Here is an 18,415-nt window from a genome sequence, read left to right as displayed (position 1 = left end):
AGGTAGAAAATGAAATATATAGGAAAATTTGATCCATTAAAAGACGAAATTGTTCGTATTATGGATAAAGACGGAAAAATCTTAGATGAAAAATTAATGCCAAAAATGAGCGACAAAGAAATGATTGAAGCTTATTCATTAATGAATCTTTCAAGAAGACAAGATGATTTCCAAAACAAAGCCCAAAGACAAGGAAGATTATTATCATTCCTTTCATCAACTGGACAAGAAGCAGCTGAAATTGGTTATACTTTACCATTAATTAAAGGTAAAGACTGATTCGCTTCAGGTTATAGAAATAACGCAGCATGATTAAATGTTGGAATGCCAATGAGAAACATTATGCTTTACTGAATGGGTAATGAGTATGGAGGTCAATCACCAGAAGGTGTAAACTCACTTCCACCAAACATTATTATTGGTTCTCAATTTTCACAAGCAACAGGTATTGCTTTTGCTGAAAAATATAGAGGAACAGGTGGAGTTGCTGTAACAACTACAGGTGATGGAGGAATGAGTGAAGGTGAAACTTATGAAGCAATGAACTTCGCTCAATTACATGAATTGCCAGTTGTTTTCATTTGTGAAAACAACAAATGAGCTATTTCAACACCATACAAAAAATCTACAAAAGCAGTAAATATTGCAGTTAAAGGTATTGCAACAGGTATGCCATCAATTAAAGTTGATGGGAACGACTTATTAGCTTGTTATGCAGTTGCTCAAGAAGCAGTTGAACACGCTAGAAGTGGTAAAGGTCCTGTGTTTATTGAATTTGATACATATAGATTAGGGGCTCACTCTTCATCAGATAACCCAGATATCTATAGACCAAAAGATGAGTTTGCAGAAGCTCAAACAAAAGATCCTTTAATTAGAATGAAAAAATACTTAATTGAAAAAGGTGTTTGAGATGATAAAAAACAAGAAGCTTTAGACAAAGAACAAGACGAGTTCATTAGAGCAGAATTTGATTGAGCAGAAGCTAATAAATCATATGATTTAGAAGATGTTTTCAACTTCCAATTTGCTGAAAAAACTCCAGATCTTGAAAAACAATATAAAGAAGCAAAAGAATTCTTTGCTAAATATCCAGAAGTTGCACAAGGAGGACACCATTAATGAAAGTATTAAATAACGTTAAAGCAGTTTCAGAAGCACTTGAAGTTGCAATGGAAAAATGAGATGACGTAGTAGTTTATGGAGAAGATGCTGGTTACGAAGGTGGGGTATTTAGAGCCACTGAAGGATTACAAGCTAAATTTGGAGAAAAAAGATGTTTTGATGCTCCAATTTCAGAAGCCGTATTTGCCGGAGTTGCTTTAGGTATGGCTATCAACAAAATGAAACCAGTTGTTGAATTACAATTCGAAGGTTTAGGTTGACCTTCATTACAAAACATTTTAGGACACATGGGTAGAATGAGAAACAGAACAAGAGGAAAATACCCAACACCAGTTGTTATAAGAATGCCAATGGGTGGTGGAATTAGAGCTCTTGAATTACACTCTGAAGCTATGGAAGCAATGTATGCTCACACTCCAGGGATTAAAGTAGTTTGTCCTTCAACACCATATGATACAAAAGGTTTATTACTAGCAGCAATTGAATCACCAGATCCAGTTATTGTTTTTGAACCAACTAAATTGTATAGAGCTTTCAAACAAGAAGTTCCAGAAGGTTTCTATACTGTTGAAATAGGTAAAGCATTTAAAATCCAAGAAGGTAATGATTTAACTGTTGTTACTTATGGTGCTCAAACAGTTGATTGTCAAAAAGCAATTGATGAGTTAGAAGCTAAAAACCCAGATATTACAATCGAATTAATCGATTTACGTTCAATTCAACCATGAGATAAAGAAATGGTTTTTGAATCAGTTAAAAAAACTGGAAGATTATTAGTTGTTCATGAAGCAATTAGATCATTTTCAGTTTCATCAGAAATCGTTGCATCAGTAAATGAAGAGTGTTTTGAATACTTAAAAGCTCCTTCAATGAGATGTACTGGTTATGATATTGTTATTCCTTTCGATTCAGGTGAAGCTTATCACCAACCACATCCAAAAAAAATCTTAGTTAAAATGGAAGAAATTCTTAACTATAAATTTTAGTTAGTAATAGGAGAATTAGAAATATGTTTAAAGTAAAATTCGCAGACATTGGAGAAGGTTTAACAGAAGGAACAGTTACTGAAGTTTTAGTTAAAGTTGGAGACGAAGTTAAAATGGGTGATGCCCTATTTAATGTTGAAACTGACAAAGTTACTTCAGATATTTATGCACCAGTTGATGGAAAAGTTGCAAAGATTTTAATCTCTGCAAACCAAGAAATTAAAGTTGGTGAAGTAGTTGTTGAAATTGATGATGGTAAAGGTGATTCACCTGAAGAACCAAAAGTGGAAGCGGTTGAAGAAAACGCTTCAGTTGTTGGAGCAACACCAGTTTCAAACGAAGTAATTAAAAGAAATGTAAGAGAAGTGGCTCCTAAACAAGAAGTTGTTTCTCAAACAAGTATTATTGATAATAGCAATGTTGATGTTAAAGCATCACCTTTAGCTAGAAAAGTGGCTGCAGTTATGGGAGTTGACTTATCAAAAGTTAGCCCAACTGGACCAAACGGAAGAATATTGGTTGCTGACGTTGAGTCATTCTCAGCTAATCCACAAGTTGCTGTAGCACCAGCTGCAGTAAGTGGAGGATCAAAAGCACCAGCAATTGATTATTCAAATCCATTAATTTCAGTTCCTGAAATTAATGAGCCATTAACTTTTGAATCAAAACCTTGAAACCCTATAAGAAAAGCTACTGTTAAAGCAATGACAACAGCTCATGAAAAAGTAGCAGGATTTACAGGATTAAGAAATTTAGATATTACTGAATTGGTAAATATCAGAAAACAATTAAAAGGACATGCAGATTCACTAAGAGTTAAATTAACTTACTTAGCATTCATTATTAAAGCTAGTGCAAATGCTTTAAGAGATATGCCAAACTTAAATGTAAGAATCGATGAAGAAAATAAAGCAACAAAATTTGCACAACAAATTAATATTGGTATGGCATGTGACACACCAGATGGTTTAATGGTTCCTGTAATTAAAGGGGCAGATAAATTAAGTGTTTTACAAATAGCTGTAAAAATTAATGACCTTGCAATGAAAGCAAGATCTAAAAAATTATCACCAAGCGAAATGAGTGGTGCAACATTTACTGTTACAAACTTTGGTGCTGTAGGTTTAGACTATGCAACACCAATCGTTAACTTTCCAGAATCAGCAATACTAGGAGTTGGAACAATTACAAGAGCTCCTGGTGTTATTAATGATGAAATTGAAATAAGAGATTATATGCCGTTCTCAATCACTGCAGATCATAAAGTTATTGATGGAGCAGATGCGGGTAGATTTTTAACAAGAGTAGCTTACTACTTACAAAATCCTGCAACTCTATTAGTTTAGGAGAATTAGAAATATGTTTAAAGTAAAATTCGCAGACATTGGAGAAGGTTTAACAGAAGGAACAGTTACTGAAGTTTTAGTTAAAGTTGGAGACGAAGTTAAAATGGGTGATGCCCTATTTAATGTTGAAACTGACAAAGTTACTTCAGATATTTATGCACCAGTTGATGGAAAAGTTGCAAAGATTTTAATCTCTGCAAACCAAGAAATTAAAGTTGGTGAAGTTGTTGTTGAAATTGATGATGGTAAAGGTGATTCACCTGAAGAACCAAAAGCTGAAGCTGCTGAAGAAAACGCTTCAGTTGTTGGATCAACACCAGTTTCAAATGACTTAATCTCAAGAGGAAGAACAAGAACAGTTCCTCCTAAAAAATCAGCAGTTGAAACAATAGTTAATGCTGTAAATAATGTAAATATGTCAGGTCTTGTACAAGGTAAAGGTGGTCCTTTAAAGCCAGCACCTAAATACACACCAAAAGATCCAGAAAACCATTATGAAGTTATTGTAATTGGAGCTGGAGTTGGTGGATATGTATCTGCTATTAAATGTGCACAATTAGGTTTAAAAACTTTAATTGTTGAAAAAGGAAATTATGGTGGAGTTTGTTTAAATATTGGATGTATTCCAACAAAAACTTTACTAAAATCAGCTTACCTATATGAGCAAATTACAAAAAGAGCTGACAAATATGGTATTCAAGTTGATGTTTCAGGAGTTAAAGCTGACTGAAAAGCAATTCAAGCAAGAAAAGACGATGTTGTTGGTAAATTAACAACTGGAGTTAAGGGTTTATTGAAAAAAAATAAAGTTACTTCAGTAGAAGGTATTGCAAAAGCAATAGATAAAAACACTGTTGAAGTTAATGGAAAACAATATACTTGTGATAACATGATTGTTGCAACAGGAAGTGTTCCAAATCACTTTGACTTACCAGGAGCAAAAGAAGCAATGGAATCAGGATTCTTAATTGATTCAACTGGTGCTTTATCTCTTCCAAAAATTCCAAAAGAATTAGTAATTATTGGTGGGGGAGTTATTGGTATTGAGTTTGCTTGTGTGTACAAAAGACTTGGAACAAAAGTTACAGTACTACAATTCTTACCAACTATTTTAGAAATGTTAGACAGTGATGTTTCTAAAGAAATGACAAAAGAATTATTATCAAGAGGAAACTTAGAAATAATCTATGGAGTAAGTACAAAATCATTTGGTAAAAATGAAGTTGTATATGAAAAAGATGGTAAAGAATACAAAATCAAAGCTGACTATTGTTTACAATCAGTTGGTCGTAAAGTAGTTAATGAAGGATTCACAAACATTAATTTAGACATTAATGAACGTGGACACATTAATGTAAATGAATACTGTGAAACAAATGTTGATGGAGTTTATTCAATTGGAGATGTTACTGGAAAAATGATGTTAGCACACGTTGCTTCTCATCAAGGTATCATTGCTGCAAACAGAATTGCAAAAAGATTAGGTAAAGAACATGCAGATGATCTAACTATGAACTTTGATAGAGTTCCAAGTTGTATTTATACTTACCCTGAAGTTGCAGCTGTTGGTAAAACAGAAGATGAACTTAAAAAAGCAGGAACAGATTATAAAGTATACAAATTCCCATTTGCTGCAATTGGAAAAGCTCTTGCAGATGGAAATACTGGTGGATTTGTAAAATTAATTTGTGAACCTAAATATAAACAAGTATTGGGATGTCATATTATTTCAAATACAGCAACAGATATGATTTCTGAAATTACAACAGTAATGGAATCTGAAGCAACTATTAGTGAAATTGCAAGAGCAATTCACCCTCACCCATCATTGAGTGAAGCCATAGGTGAAGCTGCTGAAGCATTAGAATCTGGTAAACCAATTAACTTTTAATTAAAAACTAACATAGAAATATGTTAGTTTTTTTTAATGTATAATAATAAGAAAATTAAACAATTTTTTAAGCTGAAACAGAAAATGGAGAAGAGAAATGTCAAAAACACAAATACTTATTTTAGACTTTGGAAGTCAATATACTCAACTATTAGCTAGAAGAGTTAGAAATTTAAATGTATATGCAGAAGTTATTCCTTTTGATAAAACAAGAAAAGATCTTGAAAAATATACAAATTTAAAAGCAATTATTTTTTCTGGAGGACCAAATAGTGTTTATTTAACAGAAGCTTATACTGTTGATAAAGAACTATTTGATATGAATATTCCTATACTTGGAGTATGTTATGGAATGCAATTAATCACTGATATGTTTGGTGGTAAAGTAGAACTTGCAGACTCTCAAGAGTTTGGTAAAGCTAAATTATTTATAGATGATGCAAACAGTAAACTATTCAAAAATGTAAAAAACGAATCACAAGTTTGAATGAGTCATGCTGATCACTTAACACAAATGCCAGAAGGATTTAAGCAAATTGCTCACTCTGACTCTTCTGTTGCAGGAATTGCAAACGAAGAAAAACAAATCTATGGTATTCAATTTCATGCTGAAGTTACTCACTCAGAACAAGGTACTCAAATGTTAGAGAACTTCCTTTTTGATATTTCAAAATGTGAAAAAGACTGAGAGATGAAGGAATTCATTAAAGAGAAAGTGAAAGAAATAAAAGAAGTTGTTGGAGACGATCAAGTTATTCTTGGTTTATCTGGAGGGGTTGACTCTTCAGTTGCTGCTGCTTTAATTTCAAAAGCTATTGGAAAACAATTAACTTGTATTTTAGTAGACACAGGTCTTTTAAGAAAAGACGAAGCAAAAAAAGTTATGGATCTTTACAATAAAGAGTTTGATATGAATATCAAACTTGTTGATGCAGGAGAAATTTTTTACACTGCTCTTAAAGGTAAATCTGAACCTGAAGAAAAAAGAAAAATCATTGGACATAAATTTATTGAAGTTTTCAGTGATCAAGCAAGAGAAATGAGTGGTGCTAAATTTTTAGCACAAGGAACAATATATCCAGATGTAATTGAATCATCAAGTAATGGACATGTTTCAAAAACTATTAAATCTCATCACAACGTTGGAGGTCTGCCTGAAGATCTTAAATTTGAACTATTAGAACCTTTAAGAGAATTGTTCAAAGATGAAGTTAGAGCTGTGGGAAGAGAATTAGGAATTCCTGATTTGATGATAGATCGTCATCCATTCCCTGGTCCTGGATTGGGAGTTAGAGTAATTGGAGAAGTTACAAAAGAAAAATGTGACATTCTAAGAGAAGCAGATGATATATTTATTTCTAATTTAATTGAAGCAGACTTATACAACGAAGTTTCACAAGCGTTTGTTACATTACTTCCTGTAAAAACAGTTGGAGTAATGGGGGATAACAGAACTTATGATTATGTTGTTGCTTTAAGAAGTGTAAATACAATTGACTTTATGACAGCTTCAAGTTCACATTTACCATGAGAATTTTTAGATAAAGTTGTAAATGAAATTATAAACAAAGTAGATGGTGTTAACAGAGTGGTTTACGATATTACTTCAAAACCTCCAGGCACTATTGAATGAGAATAAGGAGTATAAGATGAATAAAAATGATTTAAATGGAAAAATAATCAGTGAAGGTATTACATTTGATGATGTACTTTTAGTTCCTGGTTATTCTGAAGTATTACCAAGTGAGGTAAGTTTAAAAACTAAATTAACAAAAAATATTGAACTTAACATTCCTTTGATAAGTTCTGCAATGGATACAGTTACAGAATCAAGACTTGCAATTGAAATGGCAAGATCTGGAGGAATTGGAATTATTCACAAAAACTTAACTATTGAAGAACAAGTTTTAGAAGTTCAAAAAGTTAAAAGAAATGAATCAGGATTTATAACTGATCCAATAACAATTTTAAAAGATACAACTGTTGAAAAAGCAAATGATATTATGGCAACATATAAAATTTCAGGACTTCCAGTTGTTGATGAAGATCAAAAATTAATTGGAATAGTTACAAACAGAGATTTAAAATACTTCGAAGACTTCCAATCTAAAGTAGAAGTAATTATGACAAAAGAAAACTTGATTACAGGAAATCCTTCAACAAGTCTAGAACAAGCAAAAGCAATTTTATTAAAAAATAGAATTGAGAAATTACCAATTGTAGATGAAAATAATGTTCTAACAGGACTTATAACTACAAAAGATATTGATAAAGCAATAGATCACCCAAATGCATGTAAAGATTCAAAAGGAAGACTTAGAGTGGGAGCTGCAGTTGGTGTAAGTGCTGATTGCATGGAAAGAGTTGATGCTCTTGTCAAAGCTCAAGTAGATGTTATAGTTGTCGATTCAGCTCATGGACACAGTAAAGGTATTTTAGATGTAATAAAATCTATTAGAGAAAAATACAAAGACTTAGACATAATTGCAGGAAACATTTGTACACCAGAAGGAGCAAAAGCTCTTTATGAAGCTGGAGCAGATGGAGTTAAAGTTGGAGTTGGTCCAGGAAGTATTTGTACAACCAGAGTTGTTGCTGGAGTTGGGGTTCCTCAAATTACAGCAATCAACGAAGTTTTCAACTGAGCTCAAGGAAAAGATGTAACAATTATTGCGGATGGAGGAATTAAATACTCTGGAGATATCGTTAAAGCACTAGCAGCTGGAGCACACAGTGTAATGATGGGAAGTATTTTTGCTGGAACTGAAGAGTCACCAGGAGAAGAAATCATTGCAAATGGTAAAAAATACAAAACTTATGTTGGTATGGGTTCACTTGCTGCGATGAAAAGAGGAAGTAGTGATAGATACTTTCAAAAAGGTGCTAAAAAATTAGTTCCTGAAGGTATTGAAGCTAGAGTTCCTTTTAAAGGAAAAATGAGAGAAGTTATCTTCCAATTAATGGGGGGACTAAAAAGTGGTATGGGATATACTGGAAGTGAAGGTATTGAACAACTTCGTTTAAACACAAAGTTTGTTAAAATAACAAGTGCAAGTTTAAAAGAAAGTCACCCACACGATGTGGAGTTAACAAAAGAAGCTCCAAACTATAATAAATAATAAGGTTCATTATGAACCTTTTTGTTTTAAAATATTAAAAAGAGGTTTTTATGGAAAAAATTAGATTAGATGACATTGCAACAAATGCATGAAGTAATGCGCTTTTGTGTGAATGTGGTGCACAAGAGGATAAAGAAGATATTCACAGACTTTGCATAGTTTGTTTGAATCCAATGAATTATAATAATCACTATTCAAAATCAAATGAAAAAGATTCTTGAAATATAAAATTTTATAACAATGAAAACTACAATGAAGTTGAGTTTAGTGGAATAACAATGGCAGTACACATAGAATGTTTTATAAAATAAACACTCACCTTATATGCTAAAATTATTTTGTTATCTGTAAGGAGAAAATATAAATGAAAAGACTTTCTGCAAATGAAATAAGACAAATGTGATTGGATTTCTTCAAATCAAAAGATCACTATTTTTTAGAACCTGTAAGTTTAGTTCCTGTTGAAGATCCTAGTTTGCTTTGAATAAATTCTGGAGTGGCAACTTTAAAACCATACTTTGATGGAAGAATGAACCCACCCTCACCAAGACTTACAAACTCACAAAAATCAATTAGAACAAATGATATTGAAAATGTTGGAGTAACTGCAAGACACCAAACTATGTTTGAAATGTTAGGTAACTTTTCAATTGGAGATTACTTTAAAAAAGAGGCAATTGAATTTGCTTGAGAATTATTAACATCTCCCAAATGATTTGATATTGATTCAGAACTTTTATATATTACTGTTTTCAACGAAGATCAAGAAGCTTATGATGTTTGAACTAAAACAATTGGTATAAAAGAAGATCATATTTTTAAAGGAACAAGAGATACAAACTTTTGAGATGTTGGACAAGGTCCTTGTGGACCAAACACTGAAATCTTTTTCGATAGAGGAGAAAAGTGAGATGCTGAAAAAATTGGGCCAAGACTTTTAAAAGATGATATTGAAAATGATAGATATATTGAAATATGAAACATAGTATTTTCACAATTTAATAATGATGGAAATAATAATTATGCAGAATTACCAAGGAAAAACATAGATACTGGTGCTGGATTTGAAAGACTAGTATCAATATTTCAAGATGCTCCAACAAACTTTGAAACAGATATTTTCTTACCTACAATTCAAGAGGTTGAAAAACTATGTAAACCAGAATTTAAATATTCAATTGAAAATTACTACAATGAAAATAAAGAACAAAGTAAAATCAATACTGGATTTAAAGTTATTGCAGACCATGTAAGAGCAGTTGTTTTTGCAATAAGTGATGGTGTATTTCCTGGAAATAAAGATAGAGGATATATCATTAGAAGATTGATCAGAAGAAGTTCTGTATATGGAAGAAAACTTGGTATTCAAGAAGCATTCTTATATAAACTAGTCGATAAAGTAATTGAAGCTATGAAAGACTTTTATCCTTACTTAATTGAAAAAGCAGATTCAGTTAAAGAAATAATAAAACAAGAAGAGTTAAGATTTTTAAAAACTCTTTCAAAAGGTTTTGAACACTTAGAAAACATAATAAAAAACGAAAATAAAGTTAGTGCTAAAAATGCATTATTATTATTTGAATCATTTGGTTTCCCAATTGAATTAACAGTAGAAATTGCAACAGAATCAAATGTTGAAGTTGATATTGAAGGATATGAAACTTTATTGGAACAAGCAAAAGATCTAGCTAGAAATTCAAGAAAAGATGATAAAGCTTGAAATAAGCAATCAGCAATTTTAACAAGTTTAAATGTTGAAAGTGAATTTGTAGGATATGAATTAGAATATTGTGATTCTCAAGTTAACTTCATGTTTGAAGATGATTCAAAATTAGAATCAGCTTCAGATAAAATAGTTTTTGTTACTTTAACAAAAACACCATTTTATGCTGAAAAAGGTGGACAAGCATCAGATAATGGATTCTTAATTGATGAAAATGAAAATCGTCATTTAGTATTAGATGTTCAAACAGGACCAAATGGTCAACATATACATAAAGTTCAAATCAAAGGAACTTTAAAAGTTGGTGATTTGGTTAAAGCGCAAATCAATAGTGAAAAAAGATTTTACACAATGAAAAACCACTCAGGAACACATATTTTACAAGCTGGTATTCAAGAAGTTTTAGGAAAAGACGCTCTTCAAAGTGGAAGTTATAATGACGAAAATGGTTTGAGAATAGATATTTCTTACAATAGATTGCCAAGTCAAGATGAGTTAGACAAAATTCACTTAGCAATTAATAGAGAAATTAAAAATGAAATACCAAGAGAAGTTATTTATTGTTCTTTACAAGAAGCTGTAGAAAAACACAATGCTTTGGCTTTATTTACAGAGAAGTATGGTGGAACAGTTAGGGTTATAAAATTTGGTACTTTCTCATGTGAACTTTGTGGAGGAACACATGTTGAAAATACAAAAGATATTGAAGATCTGTTTATAACAAGTGTTGAATCAAAAGGTAGTGGAGTATTTAGATATCATGCAGTAACTAGCCACAAAGAAGTTGCAAATTTCTTAAATGAACAATTTAGAAAACAAAAAGCAGAAATCACATCAGTTATTGATAAGTTTAACAACTTCAAGTTAAAAGTGAAAAATGAAAGTATTGAAAAAGAAATAAACACAATTCTTTCTATGCAAGTTAACAAAGAAAACTTAAATGTTATAAAACAAAAAGTAAATGATTTAAAAAACTCATTTAAGTTATATCAAAAAGAAGTTGAAGAATTATTGATTGAAGAAAGCTTATCTAAGTATTCAGATATAAAACCAATTGAACAAAGTGGTTTAAATGTTATAGACATGGAAATAAATGATCTGGGAATGAAGGAATTAAAAGTTCTTTCTGACAAACTTCAAAATAAGTTTGAAAATTTAATTATTAAGTTTGCAAATACTAATGAAAAAGTATTTATTGTTTCTGTAAGTGAAAATATATCAAGTGAAAATAAAGCCATTGATATATTTAAAAATAATGGTAAATATAATGTAAAAGGTGGAGGAAACAACACTTTCGCACAAGGTAAAATAGTTTAAAAAAAGCATAAATTGCTTTTTTTTGTTTATTTGCTATTATCTTTTTAATTAGGGGTAAAAATGAGAAAATCAAACATTGAATTATTGCGTTTTTTAATGTGTATAACTGTTGTACTTTATCACACTAGAGTAGGACAATCTTATTCCTTTTCACTTTTTTCACCCATCATAGGTAGTGGAGTTTTATTGTTTGGAATTATATCTGGTTATTTTATGGTAAATAAAAAATGACCAGGAATAACAAAATTAATATTAACTATATTGTTTTATCTTGGTCTTATAATAGTTTTAAATTTACTATTAGAGTTTATTTTTATAGGAAAAGTGGATGGTTTTGGAAATAGGCACGGGACAAGTGGTTGATTATTTCATCACGGTACTGTAAATATGTGATACATATGATCTTTGTTGTTTGTATATATAGCTTCTTTGGGTATTAATTGATTTTTAACACACACAAATGCTTGATATGCATTATTTTCAATATTTCTATTTTATTTAGTTTTTATGCTTGCTATTAATCAATTACAATATTATAAAAATTTCTCAATGAATAATATATTTTATTTAAGCGTAGTGTATATGTTTGGTGGTTGACTTAAACTTCATCGCGAAAAATTAAAACTAAAGAAAATAGATATATTATGAGTAGCATCTATTTCTTGAATATCTTTGGTTATGTTTGTTAATTTAATTATCGTTATAGTTATGGGTCCTGGTGTAAACCCGTTTTTTGGAAATAATAATTTTAGTTCTGTTTTCACGGCGATATCGATGTTTTACTTATTTACAAAAATTAATATAAGAGAAAATAAAATATATTACTTTTTAGGAAAATTATCAATTCCAATTTATTTTCTACACTGATCTTTAATAGATCTAATTAGATTATCTTTAAAATCTCTTTCTTTTAATAAAGAAATATACTTTTTAGTTGTATCGCTTGTTGATTTTTTCATAACCCTTTTAATTTCCTTGATAGTTGTTTATCCTATAGATTGAACAATAAAAAAAATTGATGGCTTTTTAAACAAAAGTTATCAAAAAATTTATCAATTTATAACATATAAAATTAACTTAATTCAAAAAAATCAATAATATTGGTTTTTTTTTTTTTTTTTTTTAAATTATAATTAAAAATAAGTGAGGAAAGTATGAAAAAGATTAGGGAAAATAAAAATTTAATAATAATTTTCACCTTTATTTTTTTACTTTTTCCAATTCAAAATTACATTGAAAATAGATTCTTATTAATGTTTTTAGCTTTATTTACAAATACTTTTTTAATAATGCTTTCTGCTTATTTTGTTATTGATTTCTCAGCAAAGTTTTTAAAACATGCTCAAAATTATAATTATGAATTTTCAAAAAAAGATTTAATAAGCTTAAGCTCTTTAAATAATAATTTTAGATTTTATATAAAAATGTTCATAACATTACTTTTTTTTGGTCTATCAGTTAGTGCTACTTTTTCATCAATTGGAAGAATTCAAGACATGACAGAGCAACTTGAGTTATGAAAAAAATACAGCTTTTATAAATATTTTAACTTTGACTACGTAAGTGCAGCTTTTTTTCTTATTGTTTTATTACTTAACTTTTTATTAATAGGTGCTGTGTGTTATATTTTTGCGTGTTTATTTTTGTATTCCATTTTAAAAGTTGTTTTAACTTCAAATGAAGACTTTGTTAAAACTATTTACAAAAGATCTACTAAGTTAAATAGCATTTTAAAAAGTATATTAGTGGATATGAGCGAACAAGAAAGCATTAGTCTAGAAAAAACTTGAGAAGAAAAGTCTATTTTAATTGCAAACGTTCAATCAAAAGAACTTAGAACACTTAAAAAAGGAACAACTCCTCCCGACTCTTTAATTTAATACTTTATAAAAATAAAAATTAAATTAGAAAAGAGACTGAAAAAATGAAAAAAACAAATTTTCTCTTGTTAACAAAACAAGGATTAAGAGGTGTTTTCAAATATAAAACTCAATTCATATTGATTGTTTTACTTGGTTTTTTTGCATCATTAATTTTGAGTGTTACTAACTCAATTAATGACAGAATGACAAGTGAATATAATAGAACTATGCACAAAGTAAATAAGTTTGATTACTATGAAGAACAAGCTTTAGAAAATGTCAGTTCTGTTGATACAAAATCAATGGTGCCAATTATGGATTTTATATCTGATGAATATCTTAAAGATAAAGAAGGTAATTCAATTGCATACAACGTAAATCTTTCAACTGCAACAGAAAGTAAAGAAACTTTTATAACAAAAGCTTTTGCTTCTGAGGAATTTAAAAATGCATTTACAAACTTAATAAATAACCCAAATTATACTAAATCATGATTTGACTATAAATATAGTGCTTCAAATGAATCAACTTACTACAATGCATATGGTTTGGACGCTAAAAGTTCAAATATTAATAAAACAAATTATTGAAATCAATTTACTGGTCTTAATGAAGAAAGTGATTATATTAACTTATCTCCATTAGAGATGTATACAAATCAAGATAACTATATAGCAAAACAACTTAGAGGTTTTACAATATCAACTATTAATATATTAAAAGAAGAACTAAAAAAAGATGTAAAAACAAACGAAAGTGAAATCAAAAAACAAAATTCTTTATTTGGTATTTTATTTAAAAATGATACTTTAAAGTCTGAAGACATATTTATAGATAATAATTTAGATTATTCATTATTAACTAAAGAAAGAGCTGAAATTAACACATATATGGATATTGCTTTTTCTTCATTGGTTATGCAAATAAATAAAATGATTCATGATTACGTTCAATATTATATGGAACAAGCAATCTCTGAATCTGAGAATAAATCTGAAACATCTGTTTTAGCCAAGTTTACTGAACTTAGTGGTTTAAAAAATGAAAACCCCTCTGAAAATAACTCAAACAAGCTTTACTCATGATTGTTTGCTAAAGATTTTTCAACAAAAAACAAAGACAATATTTATGAAACTGGAGCAAAAGGGCAAATAGCTCATGTTGACTCAAAAGGTAATATACAAACAGCTGACGCCTTAACTTTTTTAGATAATGGTAATTATATTGAAAACAAACTTAAAGACAAAGCTGGTTTTATAGGTAAAGACAATTACAATAAGAAAACAGCAGATATTTCTTCAACTTATTTTGTAAGACAAAAACTACTAGGACAAGCAAGTGGTGTTAATGTTTATTCTAGATTAGAATCTTTATACTCTGATAATGCAGCAGAAAAACATTACAGAATGGTTGTTATGGATGAATGAATTGATAAAAACATAACAATTTATGAAGGTCATATGCCAAGAACAAGAAATGAGATTTTATTAAATCCTCAATATGCAAAAGCAAATAAAATTAAAATAGGATCAAACATTAAAATAGGATCAGCAAACCTTGTTGTTTCTGGTTTTGCAGCAGATCCATACACTAACTTTCCAATTGCAGATTTAACTGTTCCGTTTCCAAATAATAAAAAAGGTGGAATAATTTATCTAAACAAAGATATAATGGAAAATGTTCTTACAACAAGTGAGATGAAAGTTACAACTACAAATGTATATAGATTTTTAACGGTCAAAGATAAATCTAAAACAGATAAAAATATCAGTTTATTTAAATCTTTAAATTACAACTTTGCAGATAAACTATCACAAGACAATTCAAATATAGCAAGTGGAGGTTCAAAAAAAGTTGACTACGATTATAGTTTCTCTAACTATAAAGGAAGTCCTTTCTCATATAGTTGAGAATTAACTCCAATGGCTCTTAAGACATTTTCAATTGTTTCATACATAGTTTGTATAATTATTCTGGCAATTTGTTTAATTACAATGTTAATTGCTATAAGAAAAACAATTCACTTCAATGCTGGAGAAATTGGTATTCTAAAAGCTTTAGGAACTAAAAATAGTCAAATAGCATTTTCATATATTTCATATGGATTAGTATTGTTACTGGTTGTTGTTCCATTATCATGATTCATTGGGGGATTTGCTCAAGAATCATTTTGTAAATTATTCCTTTCATATACTGGAGGGGCATACAATCAAGCACAATTTAATGGAACTTCATTGGCAATACTGATGTTATTGTTTGGTGGATTTACAATAGTGGTTTCTTATATAACAGCTATGTTATTGATTAACAAACCAGTATTAGAAATTATTAATAAAAAAGAAACTGTTAAAAGAATTCAATGAATGGATAACTTGAAATTGAAAATGACTAAAAATACTAAATTTACAACTAAATTTAGTATTGAGTTAGCTATAAGTGGTTTAAAACCAACTTTAGTATCAACATTTACTGTTTTAATTTCAACTCTTTTAATAACAACTTCAATGGCAATTCCGGGAATGGTAAATACAGCTGTAAGTTCATATTATAAGAATGTTAAATATTCAAATAAGTTAGATAACTTAGAACCAATAGGTAACTCACCTTTATCAAAAACAACTTTATCTGCTTGAGAAGGTGCTGATTATTATGATAATTATCTTAATAATGTAAAAGGTAACTTTGGTACAGTAGATTATTTAAGTGATTCTGTAACAAATGTAAGTGGTAACACAGATTACTCAATGATACCTAAGTTTTTATATGATGTTAACAAAAAACAATTTAATTGATCTTTAGAATCTTTAACAAAAGAATCATTACTACAAATGATCGGTTATATTTTTGGAAATAACATCACTCAAACTATTGGTAGAGCAATAAATATAGCCGATATTCAGAGAATCATTGAATGATCAGCTCATGAAGATAATAGTTTAAATCTAGATAATAGAATCAAAAATATTGATAATCTAACAGCTGTCTTGGCAAAAGGATTGCCTCCAATACTTTCAGCTGTTTTCCCTGGAGATATTTCTTCAGAAGAAGGGGACAACTGAAAAGATCAAATAATGTCAGCTATTCTAAGTCAAACTCCAAGTTATGTAAAAAGTTACTTAAGTAAAGGTGAAAACAGATTTAATCAATATACTTTTGGATGAACATTTACAAACTATATTCCAGGAGATGATGATTTCTACACTACAACCAAGTTTTCAACTAATAATGGAAAACAAATGACTTTAACTGGATTACAATCAAACCAAAAAGCTTATAATCTAAAACCTGAAGCCAATAAAATGTATTTAGACGATGAATCTGTCAAAGAATTAGAAGAAGTTTTAAATGGAAACAAGCAAAACACAAATTCTATAAAAACTAAGAGCGGATTTGACTTATATTCAAATGGAACAATTAATATTCCAGTTACAATGAATGATCAAGCTAAATTTAGTTTAAATAAAGCAAAAAGTTCAAACATAGCAGTAGATAACTTTATTGCAAAAAGACTTATTATGACTCAAGATGGTGTAAATATTCCAAATAGTGCTTGAATCTATGATGATAATGATTGAGCTCAAAATAGAACTGATAAACAAAGAGCAGATTGAAGTGTTAATAATTTCTTAGATCCATCTACTTTAGATGTTTCTAAGTTTACAATGTCAAGAACATTTAATTATGAAAACAATTCAATGGCTTTTAACAGAACAAAACACACCAAATCTATAGCAGATAAAGCTATGGCTTTTGCAAATATCTATAAAGATTCAGAAGATGATTTAAAATCAGAAGTAAGACCTTATTATACATATGATAATTTATTCTTAATTGTTCCAAAAGATTATGAAGATAGTCTTTCAAAAACTTTTGCTAAAGGGGCAGAAAATAAAGGAGCATATGGATATTTGGAAGAGGGTCAAGAAGTTCCTCAAAGTACAATTGATGCATGAAACAAAGCTGTTGGAAAAAATAAATATACATCAGCAAATCAATTCATGTGAATAAGACCCTACTCACAAACTTTTGATCCAAGTTTTACAGGACAACAAGAACCAGGTTCTGAAATGGGTAACTTACTTTCTTACAAAAATTCATTCTTTAGACAAAACTTCTTAGAAACAAAACCTGGAATTATTGATAAAGATGTGAATTTATATAAAGACTTAAAAATAAATTTAGTTCCAGTTTCGACAGTTGATGTTTATGGAAGTAATATTATATTGGCAGATCAAAACCTTACAAACTTAATGCATGGTTTTTCAACAAGCCAATATATTCCGTATAACTATGTTTATGAAAAAGAACAAAAAGGCTCATATAAACTTGCAAACGGACAAGAAGTAAAAACTTATAATTGAAATACAACTGATGACTTATTGAAAAGAAATCTACAAGACCAAATTTGAGGGACAAAAGATCAAAAAAACTATAGTCCTTCAAAATGATTTACAGGTATTATGTCTCAATCAAAAGAACCTTATTTCCTAACTAGTCAAGCTTCCTTCTCTAAATCTGTTAGAACTGGAGAGTACACTTTGAGTGGTGAAAGTCAGTATTATGATGGATTAGAGATGGATAGTGTTGAGTTCTTAACAGAACAAAAAGCATTAATAAATCAAATTGCGAACTTAGTACTAACAATAGCAGTTTCATTTATAGTTGTTATTGTTATTACCGCAACCTTATCAATGATAATAATCACTGATTTATATGTAAACCAATACAGAAAATTCATGATTGTTATGAAATCACTTGGTTACTCTAACTGAAAAGTTATTAAGTACTCATTTGGTGCAGTTACAATACTTGCTGGAATAGCAACTATTGTAGGGATGTGTGGAAGTGCAGCAGTAGTTCTTATAGCTGGTCTATATATTAAGAAAAATGTTGGTTCAATACCAATCGGATTAAGTTGATGATTATTATTAATATCTGCAATATTGATAATAACAAGTTACTTAACTTCAATTGCCATTACAACATACAAGATAAGAAAAGAATCACCAGTTTCACTGATGAAATAACGAAAATCGACAAAAAGTC

Annotated in this window: 11 protein-coding genes; all 11 read left to right on the top strand. The window is 29.4% G+C overall.

Going from position 1 to position 18,415, the window contains the following annotated elements:
* Positions 1-9 precede the first annotated feature (9 nt).
* The 11 genes from pdhA to SBIUS_RS04010 all read left to right on the top strand — a co-directional run bounded on the left by pdhA (position 10) and on the right by SBIUS_RS04010 (position 18,396).
* Positions 10-1,122 carry a pyruvate dehydrogenase (acetyl-transferring) E1 component subunit alpha gene (pdhA, locus tag SBIUS_RS04060; RefSeq protein WP_162685192.1) on the top strand — a complete coding sequence of 371 codons (1,113 nt, stop codon included), beginning with the start codon at positions 10-12 and terminating at the stop codon, positions 1,120-1,122.
* Positions 1,122-2,111, top strand: a complete 990-nt coding sequence (locus SBIUS_RS04055; RefSeq protein ID WP_162685191.1) for an alpha-ketoacid dehydrogenase subunit beta — start codon at positions 1,122-1,124, stop codon at positions 2,109-2,111. Before pdhA ends, SBIUS_RS04055 begins: the two co-directional genes overlap by 1 nt.
* Positions 2,112-2,134: 23 nt before the next feature.
* Positions 2,135-3,457 carry a dihydrolipoamide acetyltransferase family protein gene (locus tag SBIUS_RS04050; RefSeq protein WP_162685190.1) on the top strand — a complete coding sequence of 441 codons (1,323 nt, stop codon included), beginning with the start codon at positions 2,135-2,137 and terminating at the stop codon, positions 3,455-3,457.
* A 13-nt stretch (positions 3,458-3,470) separates the two neighbouring features.
* Positions 3,471-5,348 carry a dihydrolipoyl dehydrogenase gene (lpdA, locus tag SBIUS_RS04045; protein ID WP_162685189.1) on the top strand — a complete coding sequence of 626 codons (1,878 nt, stop codon included), beginning with the start codon at positions 3,471-3,473 and terminating at the stop codon, positions 5,346-5,348.
* Between the two features lie 97 nt (positions 5,349-5,445).
* Positions 5,446-6,987: a glutamine-hydrolyzing GMP synthase gene (gene guaA, locus SBIUS_RS04040; RefSeq protein ID WP_162685188.1), complete on the top strand. Its 1,542-nt coding sequence runs from the start codon at positions 5,446-5,448 to the stop codon at positions 6,985-6,987.
* Between the two features lie 10 nt (positions 6,988-6,997).
* Positions 6,998-8,467, top strand: coding sequence for an IMP dehydrogenase (gene guaB / locus SBIUS_RS04035; protein WP_162685187.1), 1,470 nt, complete (start codon positions 6,998-7,000; stop codon positions 8,465-8,467).
* A gap of 50 nt (positions 8,468-8,517) precedes the next feature.
* Positions 8,518-8,778: a hypothetical protein gene (locus SBIUS_RS04030; RefSeq protein ID WP_162685186.1), complete on the top strand. Its 261-nt coding sequence runs from the start codon at positions 8,518-8,520 to the stop codon at positions 8,776-8,778.
* Between the two features lie 53 nt (positions 8,779-8,831).
* Positions 8,832-11,507: an alanine--tRNA ligase gene (gene alaS, locus SBIUS_RS04025; RefSeq protein WP_162685185.1), complete on the top strand. Its 2,676-nt coding sequence runs from the start codon at positions 8,832-8,834 to the stop codon at positions 11,505-11,507.
* A gap of 60 nt (positions 11,508-11,567) precedes the next feature.
* On the top strand, positions 11,568-12,605 hold the full coding sequence (locus tag SBIUS_RS04020; protein ID WP_162685184.1) for an acyltransferase: 1,038 nt from the start codon (positions 11,568-11,570) through the stop codon (positions 12,603-12,605).
* 56 nt (positions 12,606-12,661) lie between these two features.
* A complete protein-coding gene (locus SBIUS_RS04015; RefSeq protein WP_162685183.1) occupies positions 12,662-13,387 on the top strand; it encodes a hypothetical protein in 726 nt (241 codons plus the stop codon).
* Between the two features lie 44 nt (positions 13,388-13,431).
* A complete protein-coding gene (locus SBIUS_RS04010; RefSeq protein ID WP_162685182.1) occupies positions 13,432-18,396 on the top strand; it encodes an ABC transporter permease in 4,965 nt (1,654 codons plus the stop codon).
* Positions 18,397-18,415 lie beyond the last annotated feature (19 nt).

Origin of the sequence: Spiroplasma sp. BIUS-1 (genome assembly GCF_010365805.1) — a bacterium.
In the GTDB taxonomy this organism is placed as follows: Bacteria; Bacillota_I; Bacilli_A; order Mycoplasmatales; family Mycoplasmataceae; genus Spiroplasma_A.
Note: the sequence above shows the minus strand (reverse complement) of the source record. Positions and strands in the feature narration are given on the sequence as shown.